The 22,421-nt window shown below is 61.6% G+C and carries 17 protein-coding genes and 1 pseudogene; 8 read left to right on the forward strand and 10 right to left on the reverse strand.

Annotated features, from left to right (window positions below; genetic code table 11):
- Window positions 1-66: 66 nt before the first annotated feature.
- The 7 genes and pseudogenes from F1563_RS05230 to F1563_RS05260 form a co-directional block, all read right to left on the reverse strand.
- Complete coding sequence (locus F1563_RS05230) at window positions 67-2,538, reverse strand: ABC transporter permease (RefSeq protein ID WP_002528470.1); 2,472 nt, start codon at window positions 2,536-2,538, stop codon at window positions 67-69.
- Complete coding sequence (locus tag F1563_RS05235; protein ID WP_172623601.1) at window positions 2,538-3,596, reverse strand: ABC transporter ATP-binding protein; 1,059 nt, start codon at window positions 3,594-3,596, stop codon at window positions 2,538-2,540. Before F1563_RS05235 ends, F1563_RS05230 begins: the two co-directional genes overlap by 1 nt.
- A 107-nt stretch (window positions 3,597-3,703) precedes the next feature.
- On the reverse strand, window positions 3,704-4,360 hold the full coding sequence (locus F1563_RS05240) for a response regulator (RefSeq protein WP_002528473.1): 657 nt from the start codon (window positions 4,358-4,360) through the stop codon (window positions 3,704-3,706).
- A gap of 164 nt (window positions 4,361-4,524) precedes the next feature.
- Window positions 4,525-4,909, reverse strand: a pseudogene (locus tag F1563_RS05245) (hypothetical protein); the annotation flags it as partial.
- Between the two features lie 45 nt (window positions 4,910-4,954).
- A complete protein-coding gene (locus F1563_RS05250) occupies window positions 4,955-5,779 on the reverse strand; it encodes a carbohydrate ABC transporter permease (protein WP_002528476.1) in 825 nt (274 codons plus the stop codon).
- Window positions 5,776-6,672, reverse strand: coding sequence for a carbohydrate ABC transporter permease (locus F1563_RS05255; RefSeq protein WP_002528477.1), 897 nt, complete (start codon window positions 6,670-6,672; stop codon window positions 5,776-5,778). Before F1563_RS05255 ends, F1563_RS05250 begins: the two co-directional genes overlap by 4 nt.
- A 102-nt stretch (window positions 6,673-6,774) precedes the next feature.
- Window positions 6,775-8,079 (reverse strand): extracellular solute-binding protein, encoded by a 1,305-nt coding sequence (locus tag F1563_RS05260; protein ID WP_002528478.1) that lies wholly within the window; start codon window positions 8,077-8,079, stop codon window positions 6,775-6,777.
- Window positions 8,080-8,422: 343 nt separating this feature from the next.
- On the opposite strand from F1563_RS05260, the gene F1563_RS05275 reads away from it, so the two are divergent.
- The 6 genes from F1563_RS05275 to F1563_RS05300 are packed head-to-tail and all read left to right on the forward strand — an operon-like array spanning window position 8,423 to window position 16,672.
- Window positions 8,423-9,184, forward strand: a complete 762-nt coding sequence (locus tag F1563_RS05275; RefSeq protein WP_002528480.1) for a DeoR/GlpR family DNA-binding transcription regulator — start codon at window positions 8,423-8,425, stop codon at window positions 9,182-9,184.
- Window positions 9,181-10,569 (forward strand): 6-phospho-beta-glucosidase, encoded by a 1,389-nt coding sequence (locus tag F1563_RS05280; RefSeq protein ID WP_002528481.1) that lies wholly within the window; start codon window positions 9,181-9,183, stop codon window positions 10,567-10,569. Before F1563_RS05275 ends, F1563_RS05280 begins: the two co-directional genes overlap by 4 nt.
- On the forward strand, window positions 10,562-13,690 hold the full coding sequence (locus tag F1563_RS05285) for an alpha-mannosidase (protein WP_002546564.1): 3,129 nt from the start codon (window positions 10,562-10,564) through the stop codon (window positions 13,688-13,690). The genes F1563_RS05280 and F1563_RS05285 overlap by 8 nt, the downstream gene beginning before the upstream one ends.
- Window positions 13,687-14,742, forward strand: coding sequence for an alkaline phosphatase family protein (locus F1563_RS05290; RefSeq protein WP_002528483.1), 1,056 nt, complete (start codon window positions 13,687-13,689; stop codon window positions 14,740-14,742). The genes F1563_RS05285 and F1563_RS05290 overlap by 4 nt, the downstream gene beginning before the upstream one ends.
- Entirely contained in the window at window positions 14,736-15,380 is a 645-nt protein-coding gene (locus tag F1563_RS05295; protein ID WP_002528484.1) for an HAD family hydrolase, read from the forward strand. The genes F1563_RS05290 and F1563_RS05295 overlap by 7 nt, the downstream gene beginning before the upstream one ends.
- Window positions 15,377-16,672 carry a glycoside hydrolase family 125 protein gene (locus F1563_RS05300; protein WP_002528485.1) on the forward strand — a complete coding sequence of 432 codons (1,296 nt, stop codon included), beginning with the start codon at window positions 15,377-15,379 and terminating at the stop codon, window positions 16,670-16,672. The genes F1563_RS05295 and F1563_RS05300 overlap by 4 nt, the downstream gene beginning before the upstream one ends.
- Here the strand turns inward: F1563_RS05300 and F1563_RS05305 are convergent.
- The gene (locus tag F1563_RS05305; RefSeq protein WP_002528486.1) at window positions 16,656-18,188 is read right to left on the reverse strand and encodes a beta-N-acetylhexosaminidase; all 1,533 of its coding nucleotides are present in this window, start codon (window positions 18,186-18,188) and stop codon (window positions 16,656-16,658) included. The genes F1563_RS05300 and F1563_RS05305 overlap by 17 nt on opposite strands.
- Before the next feature lie 95 nt (window positions 18,189-18,283).
- Between F1563_RS05305 and F1563_RS05310 the strand changes: the two genes are divergently transcribed.
- Complete coding sequence (locus F1563_RS05310) at window positions 18,284-19,231, forward strand: carbohydrate kinase family protein (RefSeq protein WP_002528487.1); 948 nt, start codon at window positions 18,284-18,286, stop codon at window positions 19,229-19,231.
- 19 nt (window positions 19,232-19,250) lie between these two features.
- Here the strand turns inward: F1563_RS05310 and F1563_RS05315 are convergent, their stop codons facing one another.
- Both F1563_RS05315 and F1563_RS05320 read right to left on the reverse strand, forming a co-directional pair.
- A complete protein-coding gene (locus tag F1563_RS05315; RefSeq protein ID WP_002546563.1) occupies window positions 19,251-19,784 on the reverse strand; it encodes a hypothetical protein in 534 nt (177 codons plus the stop codon).
- A gap of 88 nt (window positions 19,785-19,872) precedes the next feature.
- Window positions 19,873-21,231 carry a sensor histidine kinase gene (locus tag F1563_RS05320; protein WP_002533963.1) on the reverse strand — a complete coding sequence of 453 codons (1,359 nt, stop codon included), beginning with the start codon at window positions 21,229-21,231 and terminating at the stop codon, window positions 19,873-19,875.
- Between the two features lie 113 nt (window positions 21,232-21,344).
- Between F1563_RS05320 and galE the strand changes: the two genes are divergently transcribed.
- Window positions 21,345-22,406 carry a UDP-glucose 4-epimerase GalE gene (gene galE, locus F1563_RS05325; protein WP_002528490.1) on the forward strand — a complete coding sequence of 354 codons (1,062 nt, stop codon included), beginning with the start codon at window positions 21,345-21,347 and terminating at the stop codon, window positions 22,404-22,406.
- The last annotated feature ends 15 nt before the right edge of the window (window positions 22,407-22,421 follow it).

Consider the following 22,421-nt stretch of genomic DNA (forward strand, 5'->3'; position numbering starts at 1 on the left):
CCCGAAGGACACGGCCGGTTTCTTACATGCTGGTTTCTTGCACATGGCTGGTTTCTACATGAAGTCTCACTCGTCGGCGAGCGCTTCGGTTGGAACTGCCTTAGCAGCCCGCCTGCCCGGTAGCACCGAGGCTAGGCATGCCGCCACCAGACAGATCGCGATAAGACCGAGGGTCCACGACCAATCGATCGAGAAGTGTACTGGGATGGTGTCCGAGGCGACCCGGAACACCGACCGGATGCCCAGCCAAGCGAAGTAGAATCCAGCGACCATCCCGACTATGACACCGGCCATTCCGACCTGGATCGATTCGTACAGCAGCATCAACCTCAGCCCACGCCGCTGCATGCCCATCGCTCGCAACAGCGCAGACTCTCGACGCCGCTCCAACACTGACAGGCTCAACGTATTGGCCACCCCGATAAGGGCGATGAGCACCGCCACGCCGAGCAGGGCCGTCATGACCACCAGCAGGGCCTTGAGGATCAGCTCGATGATACCGCCGATAAGGGCGCCTCCATCGATGTCCATATGCTGCGAATCACTGCTCGGCATGTACATCATCACCGTCAGGGTCGAGGCTAGATTGCTGCGGTCATTCAGATGGACCCAGATGGACTGGTCACCCACGGAAGGCACGATCCTCTTCAAGTCGTCCTGATTGACCACGACGTCGTTTTCGGCAAGCCCGTGAACCTTCATGACATTGAGAGTCACCTTGCCCTTAGAAGAGGTGAAGGTCACGGTCGTCGGTGGGTTACTTATAGAGGTAACCAGCGCAACTCCTGGTTTCATTTTCTTGGCGATTGAGGGCGCTATCTTGGCGATCTCATCAGGATTTCCGGACAGCACATGGGCATGAGAGGACAGGTCACTGTGGGCGAACCCACCCTTGAGGACGATGGAGTCCTTGACGTTTGGCAGGTCATGCACTGTCTTAAGGGCTGACTTGTCGAGCGTGCTTGCCCTCTCCTGGCGGGTATTCGGGTCAAAAGAGGGGCGGTTCGTCAGAGTAAGGTCGATGGGGAAGTGCTCGTTGATCTGATCCATGACCGTCGTGCGCGTCGTCGAGATGCCCACCTGCAAAGTGACCGACAAACCGATAGCCAGCATGAGGGCTACCGCAGTCAGGGAAGTGCGAGTTGGGTTGCGGTTGGCGTTTGAGGTGGATAGCCGCGCTGTCGGCCCGAGAGGCCGCAGCAGGAACCCCATGGCACGGATTACCCACGGCACATATAGCGGGGTCGCGATGAGCAACGCCAAAGACAGGCAGATTGCTGACAGAATCGCCATCACGATGATCGAAGCGCCGGTCCCGACAATAGCCTGCACAGATAGCGCGATCCCAGCCACTGCAAGCAGGGAGCAGATGACGATCCTCGCGATACCGATGCGACGCTTCTGCTCCACGGTCGGTACTGGGCGCAGCGCCTCCAGCGGAGCCACCCGAGTTGCCCGCAGTGCCGGCAGGAAGGACGCCAGCACAGTGATGACGACGCCGATGAAGAACTCGATGACGATGTCACCCCACGGCCAGGCCAACCCGAAAGCCAAAGCTCCAGTATAGGCCGTGCCTGCAACGGTTAACAAGATGCCGAGGACGACCCCCAACGCCGATCCGAGGACCCCAAGCACGATCGCCTCGGCGAGGACGCGTCGTCTTACCTGGCCGCTCGACGCTCCGACGGCCCTCATGAGGCCGATCTGACGGCGTCGTTGAGCCAATAGAATGAGGAAGGTCGTCGTGATGATGATTGCTCCTACCAGCAGGGCGACGGCACCAAAGATCATGAGCATGTACTTGGTGACGTCGAAGTCCTGGGTGAGAGTGGTGATGGTTTTCTTCTGGTAAGAGGCGGCTGTCGAGATTGTGGCGCCCCTGTCGTCCTTATTGAACTGTGGAGCGCCCCTGATCTCCGGCATGGTTTTCTCAAGGTTGCTGACAAGCTGATCGGGTTTCGTCCCGCCCTTGGCCTTGACAACCCAGGTGTCAGGGGATTGGTTGGGAAGGTGGCCCACATAGGCCGGCGCGGTTTGCAGAGCCGCGGGGTCGTCGGTGATGCCGACCACCTTGAGGTCATGGCCGCTAAACGTGACGGTATCGCCGATGTTGGCTTGGAGTCGTTTGGCAGCGTCCTCGGACAAAGCGACTTCGTCAGCCTTCGATGGCCAGGATCCTTCCTTCACCGCCGACCAGCGGAAGGGCTCTGCTGGAACCTGGTGGAGGTCGATCATCACCGAATCATGTCCATGAGCCGCCGGCATAGACGTCGACAGCACGGCGTCAACGGCCTCGACGCCATGAGTTTTCTTGATAGTTCGGGTGACCTCATCGGGGGCGACGTCGATTGGGCCGGTGTACACGACGACGTCGGCCTTCGAGGTGGCGACGGCCTGTTCCTTGCCAAGGGCTACGCCCTGGGTACGTACGAACATCGAGATGCCGACGAGGAACCCGACCGACACCGCGATCGCGATAAGGGTTGCTGCCATCCTGCCTGGATAGTGGCGCAACTCTCTGAGTGCCTCAGTGAACATCAGCCCTCCAACCCGGCCATCGCCTCGCTCACTGATTCCGCAGTGGGGGAGTTAATGTCGTCGACGATGCGACCGTCTAGCAGCATGAGGGCGCGGTCGGCATAGGAAGCGGCCTTCGCGTCGTGAGTGACCATGATGATCGTCTGTCCCAGATCGTCGACGCAGTGGCGCAGATAACCCAGCAGATTTGCGCCTGATTTTGAGTCCAGCGCGCCAGTAGGTTCGTCAGCAAAGACGACGTGCGGCTTGGTGATCATGGCTCGGGCGCAAGCGACACGCTGTTGCTGACCGCCCGACAGCTCCGAGGGACGATGCTTGAGCCGGTCTCCGATGTCCAGACCGGTGATTAACTGATCCCATAGCGCCTTGTCAGGCTTACGTCCGGCCAGGTCCAGAGGCAGCAAGATGTTTTCCTCAGCGGTGAGCATCGGCAGCAAATTGAATGACTGGAAGATGAACCCGACATTGTCGCGGCGCAGGGTCGTCAGCTTGGCGTCAGGAAGATTCGAAATCTCTTTGCCAGCCAGGAACACCCGTCCTGAGGTCATGCGGTCCAGGCCAGCCAGGCAGTGCATGAGGGTCGACTTGCCGGATCCCGATGGGCCCATGATCGCGGTGAAGGTGCCATGAGTGAAGCGAACGTCGATTGAATCCAGGGCGGTAACTCGGGTTTCCCCTTCTCCGAAGATCTTGGTGAGTTGCATGCCGGCTGCGGCGTCGGTCTCTATAGGAGTGTTGAGGAGCCCTGGAGTGAGGCCGCCAGGTCGGGTCGAGGCGGCGGTGCTGACACCTGTGGGCTGGATATTAGCTGGTTGTGCAGAGGAAGACTCGGCAGCGTGGGAGGGCTGATGAGCTGACATCTGTGATCGTCCCCACGGCTGGCCTAGTTCCCGATTCGGTTCTCCGGCGGGCTGGGGCGAGTCGCCCCTCCGGCCCGATGAGGTGCCATGTCGCGGTGACTCGAAAAGTCCCAGTTCGTTCGGTGCTGCATGGCTCGGCGAGTTCTGGGGTTCGTCGGATTCGTAAGATCGTTCGTGGTCGCTCATGATGCCTTTCATGGTTCCCGAAGGGTATCGACTAAGAGCCGATACCCTCACGCCTTAGGTGACGTGAAAAATCAAGACGGACATTGATGATGCCCAGTATTGAGTACGGTTTAGGTATCTCAAATGAGGCCGACCTCATGAGCAAATAACACGAGGCCAACCCGATCGCGGCATTCTAGTTTCGATAGTAGTCGGCCGATGTGAGTTTTTACAGTTCCCTCTGCCATGTAAAGGGTCTGCGCGATTTCGGCGTTCGTCGCTCCCTTAGCAATCTCCACCAGCACTTCCTGTTCGCGATCCGTCAGGACCGACAGCCTCTTGTCTGCGGCCTTGGGATCGTTGGGCAGGGTGGGGACGACGTGGTCAAGCAAGCGACGAGTAGCTGATGGTGCGACGACAGCATTGCCGTCAGCAACGTTACGGATAGCGCTCAGTAGTTCCGTGGGGCGGGCGTCCTTGAGGAGGAATCCCGAGGCGCCGGCTTTGAGAGCGGCGTATACGTACTCGTCGAGGTCAAAAGTGGTGAGAATCAGCACTTTGGTGTCGAGTGGGGACGCTGTGATGCGTCGAGTGGCCTCGACACCGTCCATCTGCGGCATCCGGATATCCATGAGGGCGACGTCCACAGGCATTCGGCGTAGCACGTCAAGGGCCTCAACACCGTTCGACGCTTCTGCGACGACCTCCATGTCATCCTCGGACTCGATGAGCATGCGAAACCCTGAACGGACCAAGGACTGGTCGTCGACGAGGATGACGCGGATCGGATCGGGCATGGCACCTCCAGCTGATTGTTAGTAATGGTAGGGCCCTATGGCATCCTTCACCACCGCGTACCAACGCCGCTCGTAGTAAATGCCCGATAGGTCGAGCAGTTGATGGACCGTTGCCCTGTCATCTCCTCCCGTCACTGGGTGGATTTTGACGCTGTTAACCACTGTTAGCTCAGGCTCGCAGATGGCGCACCGTGCAGGAACGTGTCAGTCTCTGGATTCGCCGGGTCGTAACGGTCGCCACACCACTCTTCGGTGAATCGCTCCAAACGCTGATCGGTCGGACGAAGAAGGAGGAACATGGACGGCATTCGCAACCATGCCGAGGGCGACGAGTGTGCCGGGTAGATGCTGAGAGAACGCCAGGACAAAGAGGATCAAAGCGGGCAGGTCCGTCACGGCGAACGCTATGGACGTCTTTCGCTCGATGGCGACCTTCATGTCCCCAGCGTCAACCTTGCCGGTCAGCTTGGTAAGGAACGGACGCAACACTAGGCCAAGGATCAGCGTCACAAGCCAGCACAGCGATACCGTCGGCGATGTGTGGCTCTCCATCGATAGCGCGGTCGTGGTGGTCGAAACTTGTGGCAGCGTGGCTCAACTTTTGACAGCTCCCTCCGAGATACCGGCGATGAGTTGCTTGGCACCGACGGTAAACACCAGGAGCAGCGGGACGATGGCAATGAGTGAGGAGGCCATGAGCATGCCGTAGTCGGTGCCGTGTGCCGTCTTGAGCTGACTCAATGCCACCTGCAGGGTTAGTTTGCTCGGATCGTTGAGGACGATGAGGGGCCACATGAAGTCGTTCCATGAGCCGATGAAGGTGAAGATCCCCAGGAATGCCATGGCCGGGCGGATGATCGGCAGACACACATGCACGTACTGGTGCCAGAAGCCGCACCCGTCCAGCGTGGCGGCCTCCAGCAGTTCCGTTGGGATGGCGTTGGTGGCGTACTGCCGCAGCCAGAACACGCCGAACGAGCTGGCCAGGGAGGGCACGATGACGGCTTTGAGATCGCCGACCCATCCAATCTTGCTCATGAGGACGAACTGCGGGATCGTCGCCAACTGGGTGGGCAGCAGAAAGGTCGCCAGGACGACGGCGAAGAGCACCTTCCGGCCGGGAAAGTCGAACTTGGCGAAGGCGAAGGCTGCCAGCGACGAGATGAACAGCACGAGCACGGAGACCGTGATCGCTACCACGGCTGTATTGGCCATGGCAGCCCAGATGTTGACCTTCTCGGTGATGGTGCGGATGTTCTCACCCAGACGGTCTCCGGGGGTGAGCACCGGCGGGTATTTGTAGATCACCGAGGATGGTCGGCTGGCGAGCACGAACATCCAGTAGAACGGGAACAGTGAGACCAACCCGCCCAAGGCGAGAAAAAAGTGCCGCAGAACAGTCCACACACGTTGTCTCATCGCGCCACCTTGCGATCGTGCTCGCGGGTGACGAGCCAGTTGATGATCGAAAAGAACAGCACGACGACGAACACTCCCCAGGCGATCGTCGCGCCGTAGCCGTATCGGTTCTCCTGAAAGGCCACTGAGTAGAAGTAGAGCACCATCGTCAGGCCGGAGTTGTTCACTCCGCCCGCTGAGGCCGCCCCGGTGGACTGCGAGCTGGTGAGTACCTGGGCCTCGGTAAAACTCTGTAGTGAACCGATCGTCGACATGAGGGTGATGAACAAGACGATGGCGCGCAGCTGAGGCAGGGTGACGTGGAAGAACGTCTGCCATCCGTTCGCCCCGTCGATGGCTGCCGCTTCGTACTGTGTCTTGTCGATGGCCTGCATACCGGCAAGGATGAGCAGCGCGTTGTACCCGACGAACGACCACACCGTCAGTGACGAGATAGCGATCTTGATGCCCCACTTGCTTTGCAACCAGGCGATGTTCGACTGGCCCAACAGGTTGCGGATGGCGTTCGCGAGCCCGAACTGGCTGGAGAAGATCGAACTGAACAGGATGCCCATAGCCACCATGGACGTGATGTTCGGTACCAGGTAGATAACCCGGTAGGTCGTGGAGAAGCGCATCGTCTTGTTCAGTATGAGGGCGACGATTGTGGCAATGATGAGCGTTGGAATCGTGCCCATCGCCCACAGGATGAGCGTATTACCCAGCGACTTGTAGAACAGGTGATCGCTCACCAGATATCTGAAATTCTCCAGACCAACGAAGTTGGCGCGCCCTAAGCCTGACCAGTCAGTGAAGGCTAGTAGCAGGGTAAAGATCATCGGTATAGCCGCGAAGACGAGAAAAAAGAAGAAATACGGACTCAAAGCGGTGTAGACCGGCAGGGCCTTGCGCATTCGCCTGCCCACAGACGGGCGACGTAACTCGCCCGCGGGCACAGTCTTGGTGATGGTGCTGGGAAGACTCATCTCGTCACAGAACTCACTCGGGAAGCTGCGTCACTTGACGGTGAGGTGTAGTTGTTTGGCGATCCGCTTGGCCTCAGAGACGGCATCGTGCCAGGCAGTTTCGGGATTCTTGCCCGAGGATTCGACCTGCTCCAACTGGGCCGTGAATGGGGCGGAGACGGTACCGGAGTTCGAGTCCTCAAAGAGCGGACGCACCGATTCGGCAGCCTCCGCGAAGACTTTCGCGGCATGCTGGCCGCCGAGGAACCCTACCGGTCCGGAGACCTTCGGGTCGTCGTAGGCCTTGGGAGAGACGGGAAAGTTGCCATTGTGGTCGTACTCACGCACCTGAGACTTCACGCTGAGCAGCTCACGGATTGCGGCGAAGGAGGCTTTGGGATCGGATACACCGGCTGGGATGGACAGGAACGAGCCACCCTGGTTGATAGCTGGGCCGGGGTGGGCGCATACCCGCCACTTGCCCTTGGTGCTCGGGGCGTCAACCATGAGGTCAGCCAAGTGCCAGGAGGCACCGAAGTCAGCGGGTAGACGCCCCTCGTTGACAGCAGCGGCTGAATCGGATGTGTTGGACTTGATTGCGGCGACGATACCAGCCTTGAACGCCTTGACGGCGATGTCCCAGGCGTTGCGAATATGGTCCTGGTCGCCGATAAAGGTCTTTTTCTCGTCAATGAATCCCTTGCCTGATTGCGGCCAGACGGTATCGAACAGGCCGGCCGAGTTGCGTACCAGGTAAGTCTTGTCCTTGGCGGCCAGCATGTTGGTGCCAAACTCTACGAAGGCGTCCCAGGTGGTGATCTGGGCGGCGACCTTGTCGGGTTCGGTGGGCAGCTTGGCCTGCTCGAAGATGTCGGCGCGGTAGAACAGGACGGTGGGGCCGATATCGGAGGGGATGCCCAGCTGTTTGCCATCGGTGGTGGTGGCCTGAGCCCACTTCCAGTCCAGGAAGTTGGACTTGATGTCCTTGGCTCCCAAGGTATTGAGGTCGACGAAGTGGTCAGCATGGTCACGGAAGAAGGCGATGTCTTCCCCCTTGACGCCAGTGAGGTCGGGCAGTCCGGAGCCCGCGGTGAAGGTTGTGGTGAGCTTCTGCTTGAAATCGCCGCCAATGACGTCCTGACGCACGCTATAGGACGGTAGCGCCTTGGAGACGGCAGCCAGTGTCTGATTGTCGAAGCCTTCCGGCCAGATCCACAGGACGAGCTTCTTAGCGTCACCGGCGTCCTTGTCGGACGTGGGCTCGGTGGAGGTGGAGCATCCGGTCAACGCCGACACTCCCAACACGCCCAATCCGGCGAGGCCGCCGGAGAGCAGATGGCGACGCGACAAATTCATGAGGTTCCTCCTTGGGTTGAACGGGAATCGTCACTGACAAAATCGCTCAAAAATGTTCAGATGGGGGTGGGCTGCGAACCAACCCGTCATGGTGCGAACGCCTTTTCGGGGGATTTGTGGCTCGTGTACCCACCAGGGGTTCAGGATGTCACGGCTATGTGCAACCGAGGTTAACGGTAGGTAATCTCCAGGCAACGACCTTGTCAAAGCTTGATTCGAGGGTGGGCAAACCAACCGGCAGAGGTTGGCTCGTGAGATCACTGTAGCGGTCAGTGGGCGATAGAATGACGAAAAGTGATTGAATTGACGGAAGCTTATAGACCGGTGCCCATAGATCGCTACCATGGAGCACATGCTCAAGGCCGCTCGTCATGACGCGATCGTCGAACTGCTCCGCGACCGGCCTGCCATGCGCACCGTCGACATTGCTCGGAATTTGAACGTGAGCCTGGCTACTGTCCGACGCGACTGCATTGCCCTGGAGGATAAAGGTGTCATCGAGCGCTCCTGGGGAAGCATCCAACTCGCCTTCAACGTGGATGATCACTTTGGTGACGTCATGAACTATCGCACTCAAGCCAAAGCCGCGATCGCCCGCAAGGCCGCCGAGCTCGTCCGCGACGGCGACACAATCATCATGGACATTGGCACTACCGTCCACCACTTGTCTGGGTTGCTCGCCGGGAGCTCCATCACTGTACTTACTGCCTCCCTGCCTGTCTTTGAGGCCCTCAAGAGCGCCCCGGATGTCACTGTGGTTGTGCTTGGGGGAGCGTGGTCGGAGCGTTACCAGTGCTTTGACGGCCAGTTCGTCGCTGACGCGCTGACCCACCACCAGGCTGACCTGGCTTTCCTAGGCTGTTCAGGGGTGAACGCCAACGGGCGGGTGCGTGACACGAGTCGCTCCCAGGCCCAGATCAAGCAAGCGATCGTCGATGCGGCGAGCCGCAGCTACCTGCTCGTCGACTCCGAAAAGTTCCCCGGTACCGGGGCGCACTCACCCTTCACCATCGACGAGGTCACCGGCATCATCACGTCCGGGCCACCGCCTCCGGACTTCGACGCACACTGCGAATTAACAGGCATGGAGGTCATTACCGCATGAAACTCACCATTCTCGGTGGTGGGGGGTTCCGCGTCCCGTTGGTATTCAAGGCTCTTGCGCGCGACACCTCACCGCAGCGAGTCACCGAACTGCGGCTCTACGACACCGACTCCCTCCGGCTAGGCGTTATCGAAACAGTTTTGGCCCAGCTGACCCCCACCTTGCCACACCCACCGTTGGTCGTGGCCACCACAGACCTGCGCACTGCCTTGGCGGGCACCGACTTCATCTTTTCGGCTATCCGTGTTGCCGGTACTCGCGGACGCGCCCTTGATGAGTCGATATGCCTAGCTCGCGGGGTCATCGGTCAGGAAACCGTCGGGGCTGGCGGTATCTCGTACGCGCTGCGAGGGATCCCGGTGGTGCTCGATCTCGTCGAGCAGATCACGCAGTACGCCCCCGACGCCAAGGTCATCAACTTTACTAACCCGGCGGGGGTGATGACCGAGGTCATGCAGCGTCGCCTGGGAGACCAGGTGGTGGGCATCTGCGACTCACCGGTGGGCCTTGCCCGTCGCATCCTCACCACCCTTCAGGGCGCTGGGCTGGCACCGGACGACCTGGGATCCCTGTTCGACGGAAACGGACGTGTCCACATCGGCTACAGCGGGCTCAACCATCTGGGCTGGATCACCGGTCTGGAGGTCGACGGGACCGACGTCCTGCCGCGTCTGCTTGAGCGTCCCGACCTTATCGAGAATTTCGAGGAGGGTCGGCTCTTCGGTGCTGACCTGGTGCAAGCCTTGGGTGCCGTGCCCAACGAGTACCTGCACTACTACTACTTCGCACGCGACGACCTCGCCGTTGACAAGGCAGCAGAGGCCCCGCGCGGAGCGTTCCTGGAGGCACAGCAGCGTTGCTTCTACACCAAGGCCCAACATGCTGACGACGTCGCCGGGCTGTGGGAGGCCACCCGTTTGGAGCGCGAGGAGACGTACATGGCCACCAACCGCGAGGTCTCGGGTGAATTCGAGCGCGATGACGCCGACTTGGAGACTGGCGGATACGACAAGGTTGCCCTCGCGATTATGCACGCCATCGCCAACGACGTGCCCGCCGAGCTTGTCTTCAATGTCGCCAACCACGGGGCCCTTCCCGACCTGCCCGACGAGGCCGTCGTGGAGATCCCGTGTCGGGTCGATGGTACAGGTATCTATCGATTGCCTGCCCCACCGCTGCCTGACCACGCCCGAGGGCTCGTTGTCAACGCCAAGTACGTCGAGCAGCGCACGATCGATGCTGCCGTCAACCACAGCCGCACGGACGCCTTGCTGGCCCTCGGCCACCACCCGCTCGTCGACTCGGTATACGTCGCCAAGCAACTCCTCAACGACTTCGCCGACGCTTTCGACGGCTTGGACTATCTCGTGGACGACCATGCATAATCACACCGACCTCACCCAGGACCGGATCGGCTACCTCAAGGAACGTCTCGAACGAGAACTTACCTGGCAGATCTGCCCGTTGGAGGTGACAGCCTGGCCGGTCCCTGGCGAGCCGGTGGGTTTCGCGCAGGCTACCGCCGCCGACTACCAGCCGTTCCCGCCTGGCACGTGGTGGGGTGCCCCGTGGAGCACCTGGTGGCTGCACGTCACTGGCACTCTTCCTGCTGGCCATGCCGACAAAGAGGTTGACCTATCGATAGACCTCGGATTCGTCGGTGACTGGGCCGGAAACCAGTCCGAGGCGATGGTGTACACCCCCGCAGGGCGTCCTCTCAAGGCCCTCAACCCACGCAACCATAGGATCGCGCTCAACCACGGGGTGCTAGCCAAACGGTTCGCCGAGGAGGGTGAACCCCTTATCGCGGCCGACGGGCGTGTCGAGGTGTGGGTGGAGGCCGCCGGCAATCCGAACATGACCCTGCACCTGGGTGGCCCCACCGAGCTGGGAGACCGTCGCACTGCAGGCAATGAGCCACTGTGGCAGTTCAAGGGAGCAGAGCTTTCAGTGCGCCGCAATGAGGTGTGGGGTTTGTGGCTCGACGTTGACATCCTCGACGGGCTCATGCACCAGCTGCCAGCCGACTCCACTCATCGGGCTCGATTGCTCCACGGCTTGGAACGGGCTGCTGACGAGGTCGATCACCATGGGATCATCGCCGGTGCCGCGCAGGCCCGCCGGATCCTTGCTGAGTACCTGAATTCAGGGGCCAACTCGTCGGCCCAGCAGATGACGGCCATCGGACACGCGCACATCGACTCAGCGTGGCTGTGGCCATTGCGTGAAACCCGCCGCAAGGTGGTACGCACCTTCTCCAACGTCGTCGCCCTGGCCGAGGAGTATCCCGACTTCCACTTCGCCTGCACCAGCGCCCAGCATTACGCCTGGCTCAAAGACTCCTCTCCGGAACTTTTTGAGCGCGTCAGGGACGCCATCGAGCGGGGCCAATGGCACCCGGTGAGCGGCATGTGGGTGGAGTCCGACACCAACCTGCCCTCCGGGGAGTCATTGGTGCGACAGTTCACCAACGGTCTGCGATGGATGCGCGACCACCTTGGGGTGCGTCCGGACTGCCTGTGGCTGCCAGATTCCTTCGGCTACACCGGTGCGCTGCCTCAGATCGCCCGATTGGCCGGCATGAACTGGTTCTTCACCCAAAAACTTAGTTGGAACACGGCGAACACCCTTCCCCATCACACCTTCTGGTGGGAGGGCATCGACGGGACTCGGATCTGGGCGCATTTTCCGCCGGTGGACTGCTACGACTCAATCGTCAGCGCCCAAGAGGTCAAAAAGGCCGAGGCGAACTTCAAGGAGAAGGGTGTGGCCCGGCGCTCGATCTTGCCATTCGGATACGGAGACGGTGGTGGTGGGCCCACCGCCGAACAGGTGGAACGTGTCCACCGGTTCGCCGACTTGGAGGACGCCCCTCAGGTGCAGCTGGGATCGCCCGGTGACTACTTCGACGGCGCTCGTGATGACTACCCGCAGGCCCCAGTGTGGCGCGGCGAGATGTACCTGGAATTCCATCGAGGCGTCTACACCTCCGTCCATGGTCTCAAATACGGTAACCGATGCGCTGAGGCTAAGCTCGCAGCTGCCGAATGGTTAGCGACCGTGGCAGCCCGCGTCGGCCACCCCTACCCTCACGAGCAGCTGGAGCAGCTGTGGCGGCGCACCCTGTTGCTGCAGTTCCACGACATCCTGCCCGGGTCTTCGATTGCGTGGGTGAACCAAGAAGCCATCGCTGAGTTCACCGCCATTCGTGCTGAGTTGGATCAGCTCATGAACGACGCCTGGCAGGCACTGTCACAGACAGGTGGCGAGGAGAGAGCGGGGCTGAGCCTGGTCAATCCCTCCCAGACGGATCGTCGCGATGTCGTCACCGTCGACGGTCGACCCACGCTCGTGCAGGTGCCAGCCATGGCGGCGGAACCGCTGACCGATGCCGTGGTCGAACCCGAGCACTCGGTACATTCGCAGTCCGGACGCAAGACGATCCGGATGACCAATGGATTGGTCGAGGTGTGTATCGGTGCCAGCGACGGGCTGGTAAACTCGATCGTCGACCTGGTGGCTGGCCGCGAAGTTTTACTGCCCGGGCAGTGCGCCAACCGGCTTGTCCTGCACCCCGACCACCCCGACTGTTTTGATGCCTGGGAGCTGCAGCGCCAGTACCGGCACAGCGCCGACCCGGTCGACGAGGTCGCCGACCTGTCCGTCGTCGAGGACCCGCTGCGAAGCACCGTGCGGATCGAACGATGCGCTGAGAACTCCAACTTCATCCAGACTGTCACCCTGAACGCCGACAGCCGGGCGGTTGAGTTCAGCCTCGACATCGACTGGGCGGAGCGGGCCCGCGTGCTCAAGGTGGACTTCCCCCTCGATGTGGCTGCACGTACCAGCATCGATGAGATCCAGTTCGGCCACATCGAGCGACCAATTGGTGCCAACACGTCCTGGGACGACGCTCACTTCGAGAGTTGCGGTCAGCGGTGGATGCTGCTGGGCGAGCCCGGCTACGCCATCGCATTGGTCAACCAGTCCAACTATGGCCACGATGTGAACCCGGCGGGCGGGGACGATCACACTCCCCCTGGTGGAGTGATGGCTCGGCTCACCCTGCTGCGTTCCCCCCAGAGCCCAGATCCTCACCCAGACCGAGGACGTCACCATCTCGTCTACAGCCTGCTCGTTGACGCCGACATCGCCTCGGCGCACGTCGAAGCGGCACGCCTCAACCAGCCGCTCGAGGTACGCGACGGCGCGCTGCGTCTGCGCAGCCTAGCCCGAATCGAGTCGGTGCGCGGCATGGCCGTCATTGATGCCGTCAAACAGGCTTTCGACGGCTCGGGGGATCTCGTCGTGCGGCTGCATGAGGCTGACGGAGGCCGCAGCCGGGTGCGTCTGCTGTTGGACCGAGGCGGCAAACCCACCGAGGTGGACCTGCTTGAGGAGCCCGTGAGCGAACCAACCCAGCAGCTCCCGGTGAGGATCGCGAGCGAGATCGACATCGTGCTGCGTCCCTTCCAGATCATGACATTGAGAGTGAGCCAACGATGAAACTGCTTCTTGTCTGCATCGATGGGATACGCCTTGACATGGCGCTGCCCGAGGCACTGCAGCACAATCCCGGATTCGCCCAGCCTGATCACGCGGCAGACCCGCGATTTGTGCGCGGGGTGGGCGAGGGCGGGCCGGTTCCCGAACACCCGGCCCCAGCTCTGGACCACACCCTGTCTGCCAATCAGGCCCCCAGCGGGTTGGCCCCGACCCTCGCCCGTCTGGTGCGAGGTGACTACCACTCCCAGGGCACGATCATCCCCATGTGGATGACTCCACCTACTGACTCGGCTCCCGGCTGGACGACGATCCTCACCGGCGCCACCCATGAGCAGTGCAATGTGTGGTGGAACGAGTTTGTTGGTCACGACCTGGCCCGTCACCCCGACATTCTCTCCCAGGTCTTCTTCGCCAACCCGGCTGCGCGCACCATCGCCGCAGCCACCTGGGACGCCTTCGTTAGCCCCTACGGGCCCGGCCCGATCATCCACCAGCGGGTGGACCAGCAGCGCACCGGCCAGCACCAGCTCTTTGGCCCCGACCTGTCGCAAGGCATCGATCGGGCCGATGAACAAGTGTCGTCGTGGGCCGCCTGGCACCTGCTGCACGAAGGCCCGGACGCCGCCGTCGTCTACTTCGAGGGGGTCGACCACGCCGGGCACACCTTTGGGGCGGAATCTGAGCAATACCGGCAGGCTGTGCGTCACATTGACGAACTCACCCGTCACCTGGTCAAGGCCGTTGCTGAGCGTCACGAGCAGCTCGGGGAACGATGGCTCATCGCCGTCACTACCGACCACGGGCATAAGCCCGAGGGAGGCCACGGGGAGGATGAGGTCGAAGTGCGTCGCAGTTTCCTGGCCGCTCACCACATTGGCGGGACGCTGCCGGATCCATTGCTGCGTACCGATCCCATCCGCAGCCACGAGGTGACACCATTATTGCTGGAGGCGATCGGGGTGCGCCCTGGTCATATGGACGCCAGCGCCGTCGGTGTCCTGCGTGACGTGGAACCGATCGGCCCTAGTAGAGAGATGGATTTTGAATGGTGACGATGAACTTGCCCGAGCAGGTGGATGCCATCCTCTTCGACATGGACGGGACCCTGCTCAACACCCTGCCAGCCTGGTGCGTGGCATCCGAACAGTTGTGGGGAACTTCTCTGACTGATGTCGACAGCGCCGAGGTTGACGGGGGCACTGTCGACGACATCCTCGAGTTGTATCTGCGAGACTTTCCCCAGGCAGACCCACAGGCTACCGTAAGGCGTTTCATGGACATTCTTGACGCCAACCTGGCTGGCAATACCGAGCCGATGCCCGGGGCGGACCGCCTGGTGAGGAGGCTCGCCGGTCACGTGCCTATCGCGGTGGTGTCGAATTCCCCGACGCGTCTGGTGCGTGACGGATTGGCCTTACAAGGTTGGCTGGACCTTTTCGACGCCGTCCTTGGAGTGGACGACGTCGCCGCCGGCAAACCGGCTCCCGACCCCTACCTGACTGCAGCGGAACGGCTAGGGGCCGACCCGACTAGATGTGTCGTCATTGAAGACTCCGCCTTCGGACTGCGCGCTGGGAGAGCCGCTGGAGCCTGGGTTCTCACGCTCGGCGACCGACTCAAGGGTCAGGGGAACATGTGGGTTCCCGGGTTGGACGATGAGCGGGTAACCACCTGGGAGCCCCATCCGTGACGGCCTGCGAGTTGACAGCTGCTTTGCAGCGGCGTCTAGACGAGATCGGCGCCCAGATCGCCCAGGGCATAGGCGAAGGCATTGACGAGGCCCTGGGCCGACGGGCTGAGAGCCGGTTTGTGGCGTGGATGACGGACACGTGGACTCGCACCATGACCCGCGACGAGCACGGAGTCTTCGTCGTAACTGGAGACATTCCAGCCATGTGGCTGCGCGATTCCTCGGCACAACTGTGGCCATTCCTAACGATGTGCGACCTCCCCGAGGTGGCTCATCAGATCGGTGGCGTCATCGCCCGCCAGTGGCATTGCATCGGCGTCGACCCTTACGCCAACGCCTTCAATCCCGGCTCGACCGGGGCGCACTTCGACCCCGATGACCTCAACCTGGCCGACGAGTTGTGGGAGCGCAAGTATGAGGTCGATTCGATGGCCTTCCCTGTCGACCTCGCATGGCGGTTTTGGCAGCGTACTGCGCGTTCAGACCATCTTGACAACGCGGTGCATGAGGGGTGCAAATGCCTCGTTGAGGTGTGGAGCCTGGAACAGGACCACGCTCGGTCGACCTACCGTCATGTGCGTCCCAGCGAACCCGTTGACACTCTCGGTGCCGACGGGTCAGGAGGACCTGTGGGATACACAGGGATGACCTGGAGCGGGTTCCGGCCCTCTGACGACGTCTGTCGTTACGGCTACAACATTCCGGCTCAGTTCATGGCGATGCGTGCCCTGCGCCAGATTGGCGAATTCTGTCGCGTCTGGGACGACGAGGACCTCGCCGAGCGTGCCGCGAAACTAGCCGACGAGATCGACGCCGGGGTGAGGCAGTTCGCCATCGTCAACGACCACCTTGCATACGAGGTAGACGGGCTCGGATCGGTGCTGGAGATGGACGACGCGAATATGCCGTCCCTGCTCTCCCTGCCGCTCACCAGCGACCTCGGCCGTGACGACCCGCTCTACCAGGCCACCCGCAGCTGGGTGCTCAGCGAGGCTAACCCGTACCTGTTCAGCGGCCCGACAGCCCGGGGCGTTGGCAGCCCGCACAGCCCAGAGGGCTATATCTGGCACATTGGTTTGGCGGTGCAGGGGCTCACTGGGGACGACGTTGAGGCCCGCGACTGTTTGGCAACAATCCTCGCCACCGATGGTGGTACAGGCTGGACTCACGAGAGTTTCGATCCAACTGACCCCACCCGGTTCACCCGGGGGTGGTTCAGTTGGTCGAACTCGATGGCTTGCTTGCTCATGATGGCAGTGGCCGGTATCGATGCCATCACCGGTGCCAGTTGACCCCCATCGCGGTGAGACGGCGAGTTTGGGCCTCCAAGTCCGACAGTGGTCGAGCCGGGTTGCCGGTCCATAATTGTTCGGCGATCGACGTGCCACGTGGGAAGGCCGCATCCTCGACCTGGGCAGGGGTGCGTAGGTATTCGGTCCACAGCTGAAACTGCCCGCCCAACAGGCGTGGGGAGTTTACCGCGGCTAGCACATCGTGCAGCTTGGCGACATCGTGCATGGTCATCGGGGCGTCGATCGTCACTGGCGCTTGCGGACCCGCCTCGATGCCGTGATCTAGGTAGGTGTGCCTGGCGGGTGCGGCGATGACATCGTGACCGGCGGCAGCCGCGCGGGCGATGTCGTCGGTGTCCCGCCACACCATCACAGTGACCTCCCCGGGTGCACCGGCTTCCAACACCTCGTCCCAGGCGATGACCTGACGCCCTGCGGTGGCGAGATGGTCACAGATCTGGCGCTCGAACCAGGCCTGAGCCTGGTGTGGGGTCGTGATACCTAGCCCGGCCAGCCGGGCGCGGGTGGCCGGGTGTCCAAACCACTCCTTACCGGGACATTCGTCGCCACCGATGTGGATCGGTGAGTTTGGGAATACCTCCATTACGGCGTCCAAGGCGTCGCGGCAGAAGGTCAAGGAGCTGCCGGTGAGGTTGATGTGGTGTTGTGACACCCCGAAAGCGGTGCGTGGATGATGCACTGGTATTCCGCAACCCAGCGCGGGATAGGCGGCTACCACCGATTCGGTGTGTCCCGGTAGGTCGATTTCCGGCACAATCGTGATGCCCATCATGCTCGCCCGCTCATTGATGGCGCGCAACTGGTCGACGGTGTATGCGCCACCGTGGGGTATGTGGTCGTGCTCGGTGACGTCGTCACAATCGTTGTCGTCGGGTGGTGGTTGGTGACCTCGTACCGTCCCCGGACGCCACGCCCCCACCGTGGTTAGACGCGGCCAGCCCGGTACCGGCAGGCGCCACCCCTGGTCATCGGTGAGGTGCAGGTGCAACCGGTTGAGCTTATGCATGGCCAGCACATCCAGGAACTTCATGATGAACGAGGCGGGCATGAAGTGTCGCGAGGCGTCCAGGTGAGCCCCGCGCCAACTGTAGCGCGGGGCATCGACGATCACGCCCGTCGGGAGACACAGGTGCTCGCGGGCTAGCGCTCCGGGCCCGTAAACCCACGGGGTAAGCAGTTGGAGCAGGGTTTGCACCGCCCAACGCGCGCCGTGTGAGCTGCCGGCGGAGATACGGATCTTTGCGTCAATCTCGATGCGGTAGCCCTCCGCTTCCAAGGAAGGATTCAGTCTCACGGCGAGGGAGGCATCGTGCGATGGTGCTCGCACGATGTCGAGCGCCGGAGCCAGTCGCTCGGCGAGGATCGTAACGGCATCGGTGACCTCGTCGGGGCCTGCCCAGGTGAGCACCGACGGCAAGGGGAATCGTTCTTTGGCGAGTCGCACCTGGCGGGGCTGGGGGCACAGACCCTGGATCAAGGTGTCGGTGGTAAACATCGCCGCTCCTCGTGACATTACCTACCTTTACAGATTACCGGGGACAGCGGCTGCCTATGCTGGGGGCGACCAAATCGCGCTCAGGAGCCACACCCATGTCCGTCAACCGTCATCCTCGGCTGCTTACCGCCGGTATCACCTTCCGTGACCTTGTCATTTCTGGAATTGACGAGCTGCCCAAATTAGGCGAGGAGCGTTACGGTACCGACTTTGTCGCCACCTGGGGCGGGGTCGCCAACACGGCACGAATCGCGGCAAGCCTGGGTGCGCGGGTCCAGTTGCTGACGGGTCTAGGTGACGACCCTAACTCCGAGATGTGTCGTCGGGAATTGGCCGACTGGGGCATTGACTTGACCCCGAGCCCAATCAACCATGGCTGGGCTCTCCCGGTGACGATGAGCCAGGCGCGTGGCACCGAGCGGGCCATGACGACGGTGGAAACCGTGCTTCCAGACCCGCTCCCCGAACCGGATCTTGACGGAATCGACGCCGTCGTCACCCACGTGTCGGTGCCCGCGGACACGTGGCTGCATGAGGCTGCCGACGCGGGAATACCAGTGATCGCAGACCACGGATTTGAGGAGGGGTACGACCCGGGATTGCTCGACGCGGTGTCGGGATGTACCTGCTATACGCCCAATGCCGCCGAGGCGATGCAACTTACATGCACCGGCGACCCGGTGCGGGCGGCCCGAGCCCTTGCCGAGCACGTGCCGGTGGTCGTCGTCACCTGTGGCGGGGAAGGGATCATCGGTGTGGACTCTCGCACTAGCGAGGAGGCGCGCATCCCGGCGGTGGCCATCAACCCGGTCAACACCACAGGTGCCGGAGATGCGACCTTGGCTGGTCTGGCCTGGAGCTGGGGGTGGCAGGTGTCGTTGGCCCGTAAGCTTGACGTCGCCGCTCTCGTTGGAGCCATCGTTACCTCGCGACCGCACGGAACTGCCGATCCACTCACACCCGAGGAGTTGCTTGCCTGGGTGCCATGCGATCGCGAGCGGTTCGGGTTCTTGGGTGAATTGCTGGGTGATTCCTCAGATTAGTGATGGCGGTGACGAGGTCTCATAGCTCGGCTGGTGCGGACGGTTGGCCGTCGTAGCCCGGAGTCAGGAGGTGCCTGGCGTGCAAGAATTTATCGATCTCTGGGTCCGTCGGATTGTAACGGTCGCCGCACCAGGACTCGGCAAATCGCTCGCAGCGTTGCTCGGTTGGATAAAGAAGGAGGAAGATCGTCGCGCCGTCTGCAATCATGCCCAGGGCGGTGAATGCACTGGAAAGATGCAGCAGGAACGCCAGCACGAAGAGGATGATTGAAGACCAACCCATCAGGTAGAACGCGAGATACATCTTCTTGCATATGAAATTTTTCATGGTGTTGGCGTCGATCTTACCGGTCAACTTTGTGGGGAATGGGCGCGCAAGTATACCGAGGACCAGAGTTACGAGCCAGGACGCGACAGGAATCCCCACAGATTCGCTCAGGGGCGCATGAGATGGAAGCAGGAGCGGCAGAGTAATCAATCCTAAAAGACTAATCGCGGCGGAATAGGCGCCAAGAATGATGCTCGGATATTTCATGATTCCGGGGGTTCGCATGGCCTGATGGTATCTTAGTGGTATTAGGGATCGGTTTTGCGACAGTCGCTAGCCGGTGGTTTTCCAGTTTGGTTCCAGGGAGCCATGGTCATTGCGTCCTCACCGGTAGGACGGCGTGCACCCGGAAACCTGCCTCGGGCCTGGGACTCGCTTCCAACCTGCCACCCATCGACGTCACGCGCTCCCGCATCCCCTCTAGGCCGTGCCCGCGGCCGTCCCCCTGGACGGCAGCACCATACCCGTCGTCGAGAATCTCCACGTGGATCGCGGTAGGTGAATAAGTAAGGGTTACGGTGGCGTGGGCGCTCGGGCCAGCGTGTTTAAGGACGTTGGTGAGGGCTTCCTGAACGACGCGGTAGACCACGAGTCCGAGGGTCTGGGAGACGACCGGCTCCTCCCCAGTCACCCTCAGTTCAACTTTCACTCCGGACTTCTCCACTAGATCGGGAATCTCAGCCAGACCGGGGGAAGGGGAGAACTCGGCGTTGGTGTCCTGACGCAGTACCCCGACGATTCTCCTCATCTCAAGGAGGGCCTCACGCCCGGTCTCGGCGATGGTGTCGAGTACTTCGGGGGCCTTCTCGGGTTTTTTTGCTGCTAATGCTTTGCCGCCTTCGGCCTGCACAATCATGACCGATAACGAGTGGGCGACGATGTCGTGGAGTTCCCGGGCGATCTCGTTGCGGGTGCGTTCTTCGGCGACTCTGGCCTGCTGTTCACGTTCGGCGAGGATCGCCCGGTACCGCTGGGCTTTGACGATGCGTTGCTGGGAGTCGATGAGGGCGGATTCCCGCAATCGGCGGCCCACCGCGTATGGGGTGAGGACTAGGCCCGCGCACACTGTCATGGCCAGTACCAGTAGCACCCACGGCGTTCCCGACGAGGGATCGTAACCGGCGGCAATGGTGGGGCTCCACCTCATTGGCCCGATGACTGAGCCCACGGCTCCCACCCACAGCACCCAGCGGGACTGGTGGCCGTCGACCCACCTTGCCACCGAGTAGGAGGCGATCGGGACGACGAAGATGCTCAGCACAGGGAAAGGTACGAAAAAGAACTGGATGGCCGCCCCAATGGCGACCAAGGTCATCATGAGGAGAGGTTGCTCGCGACGCATCGGCAGGGAGGCCACCATGACCATCGATGAGAAGAGGGCGGCGACGTACTCCGGGCACGGCCATTCCACTAGGCTGACGAGGTAGGGAACGATTGTCACGACGGCCATGACGAGGGTCAGGGTGACGTCTCCCCACCATGCCCGTTCGGTGTCGGTCGGGCGACCGTCATCGAGCTTAGGGTCCAGCACCTCCTCCATGCCAGGGATGCTGATTTGGGGAACGTTGTTGCGGCTCGGATTGAACCGATTGAGACGGGCGCGCACCCCCGCCCCGCGGGAGCCGTTGGAACGGTTCTCCGTGGGCTGGGTGTGCGATCCGGTGTCCTCCATGACCGCAAGTCTAGAAAGCGAAACCAACCGTGGAATATTGGTTGAGCGTGGCTGCGAGTGATGCGTGGGCTGGCAACGCGCATCGTTGGTGACCAATTTACCACATAGAGCCCATGCCAGCCATCGAGGCTGGTGAGCCGCACCTAGACTTGACTGCAACGAGTTCGACGTTACGGAAGGTTCCCATGAAGATTCTCATCACCGGCGGGGCCGGTTACATCGGATCGACGGTTGGTTCAGCCTGCGAGGAAGCTGGCCACGGGGTTGTCGTGTTGGACGACCTATCCGCAGGACGCCGCGAATTCGTTCGCGACCGCACGTTCTACGAAGGCGACATCGCTGACCAGGACCTACTTGATCGCGTCTTCACCGAGAACCAGATCGGCGCCGTCGTCCATTGCGCCGCCAAGATCATCGTCCCCGAATCAGTCGATGAGCCGCTGACCTATTACGACAACAACGTCGGCAAAACAGTCGCGCTGCTTAAGGGAATGGAGCGCAACGGGGTACACCGCATCTTGTTTTCTTCCTCGGCGTCAATTTATGCCACCGACGAGGAGTTCAAGGTCACTGAAGAGTCCGCTCTGGACCCCGGTTCCCCTTATGCCACCACCAAGTTCATGGTGGAACTCATCCTGCGTGACGCCGCCCACGCCTCCGATCTTAAGGCGCTCAGCCTGCGGTACTTTAACCCGATCGGCTCGGATCCGAAGCTGCGTACCGGTCAACAGATTGAGCATCCCACCCATGTGCTTGGCAAGATGATCGACGCCTGGATGGAGGATTCCACTTTCACCGTCACGGGGGTTGAGTGGCCGACTCGCGACGGTTCAGGTATCCGTGACTACATCCACGTCTGGGATCTGGCTCGCGCCCACGTCGCTGCCCTGGAGCATCTCGATGAGGTCACAACCGAGGACCCATATCAGGTATTCAATGTCGGTACCGGAAGCGGAGTTACCGTCAAGGAGCTCGTTGAGGCTTTCGAAGAGGGCACTGGAAAATCGCTCAATGTCGTCTACGGTCCGCCGCGTCCTGGTGATGTCGCAGGCGCCTACACGGTGTCCCGTCGGGCCAAAGAACTGCTTGGTTGGAGCGCGCAGCTGACCCAGGCGGATGGGATTCGTGACGCCATCGCATGGCTGCCCGAGCGTAAGAAGATCCTGGGCTACTGACTCTTCCTTGCCGAC

Origin of the sequence: Cutibacterium modestum, from assembly GCF_008326345.1 — a bacterium.
Classification (GTDB): Bacteria; Actinomycetota; Actinomycetes; order Propionibacteriales; family Propionibacteriaceae; genus Cutibacterium; species Cutibacterium modestum.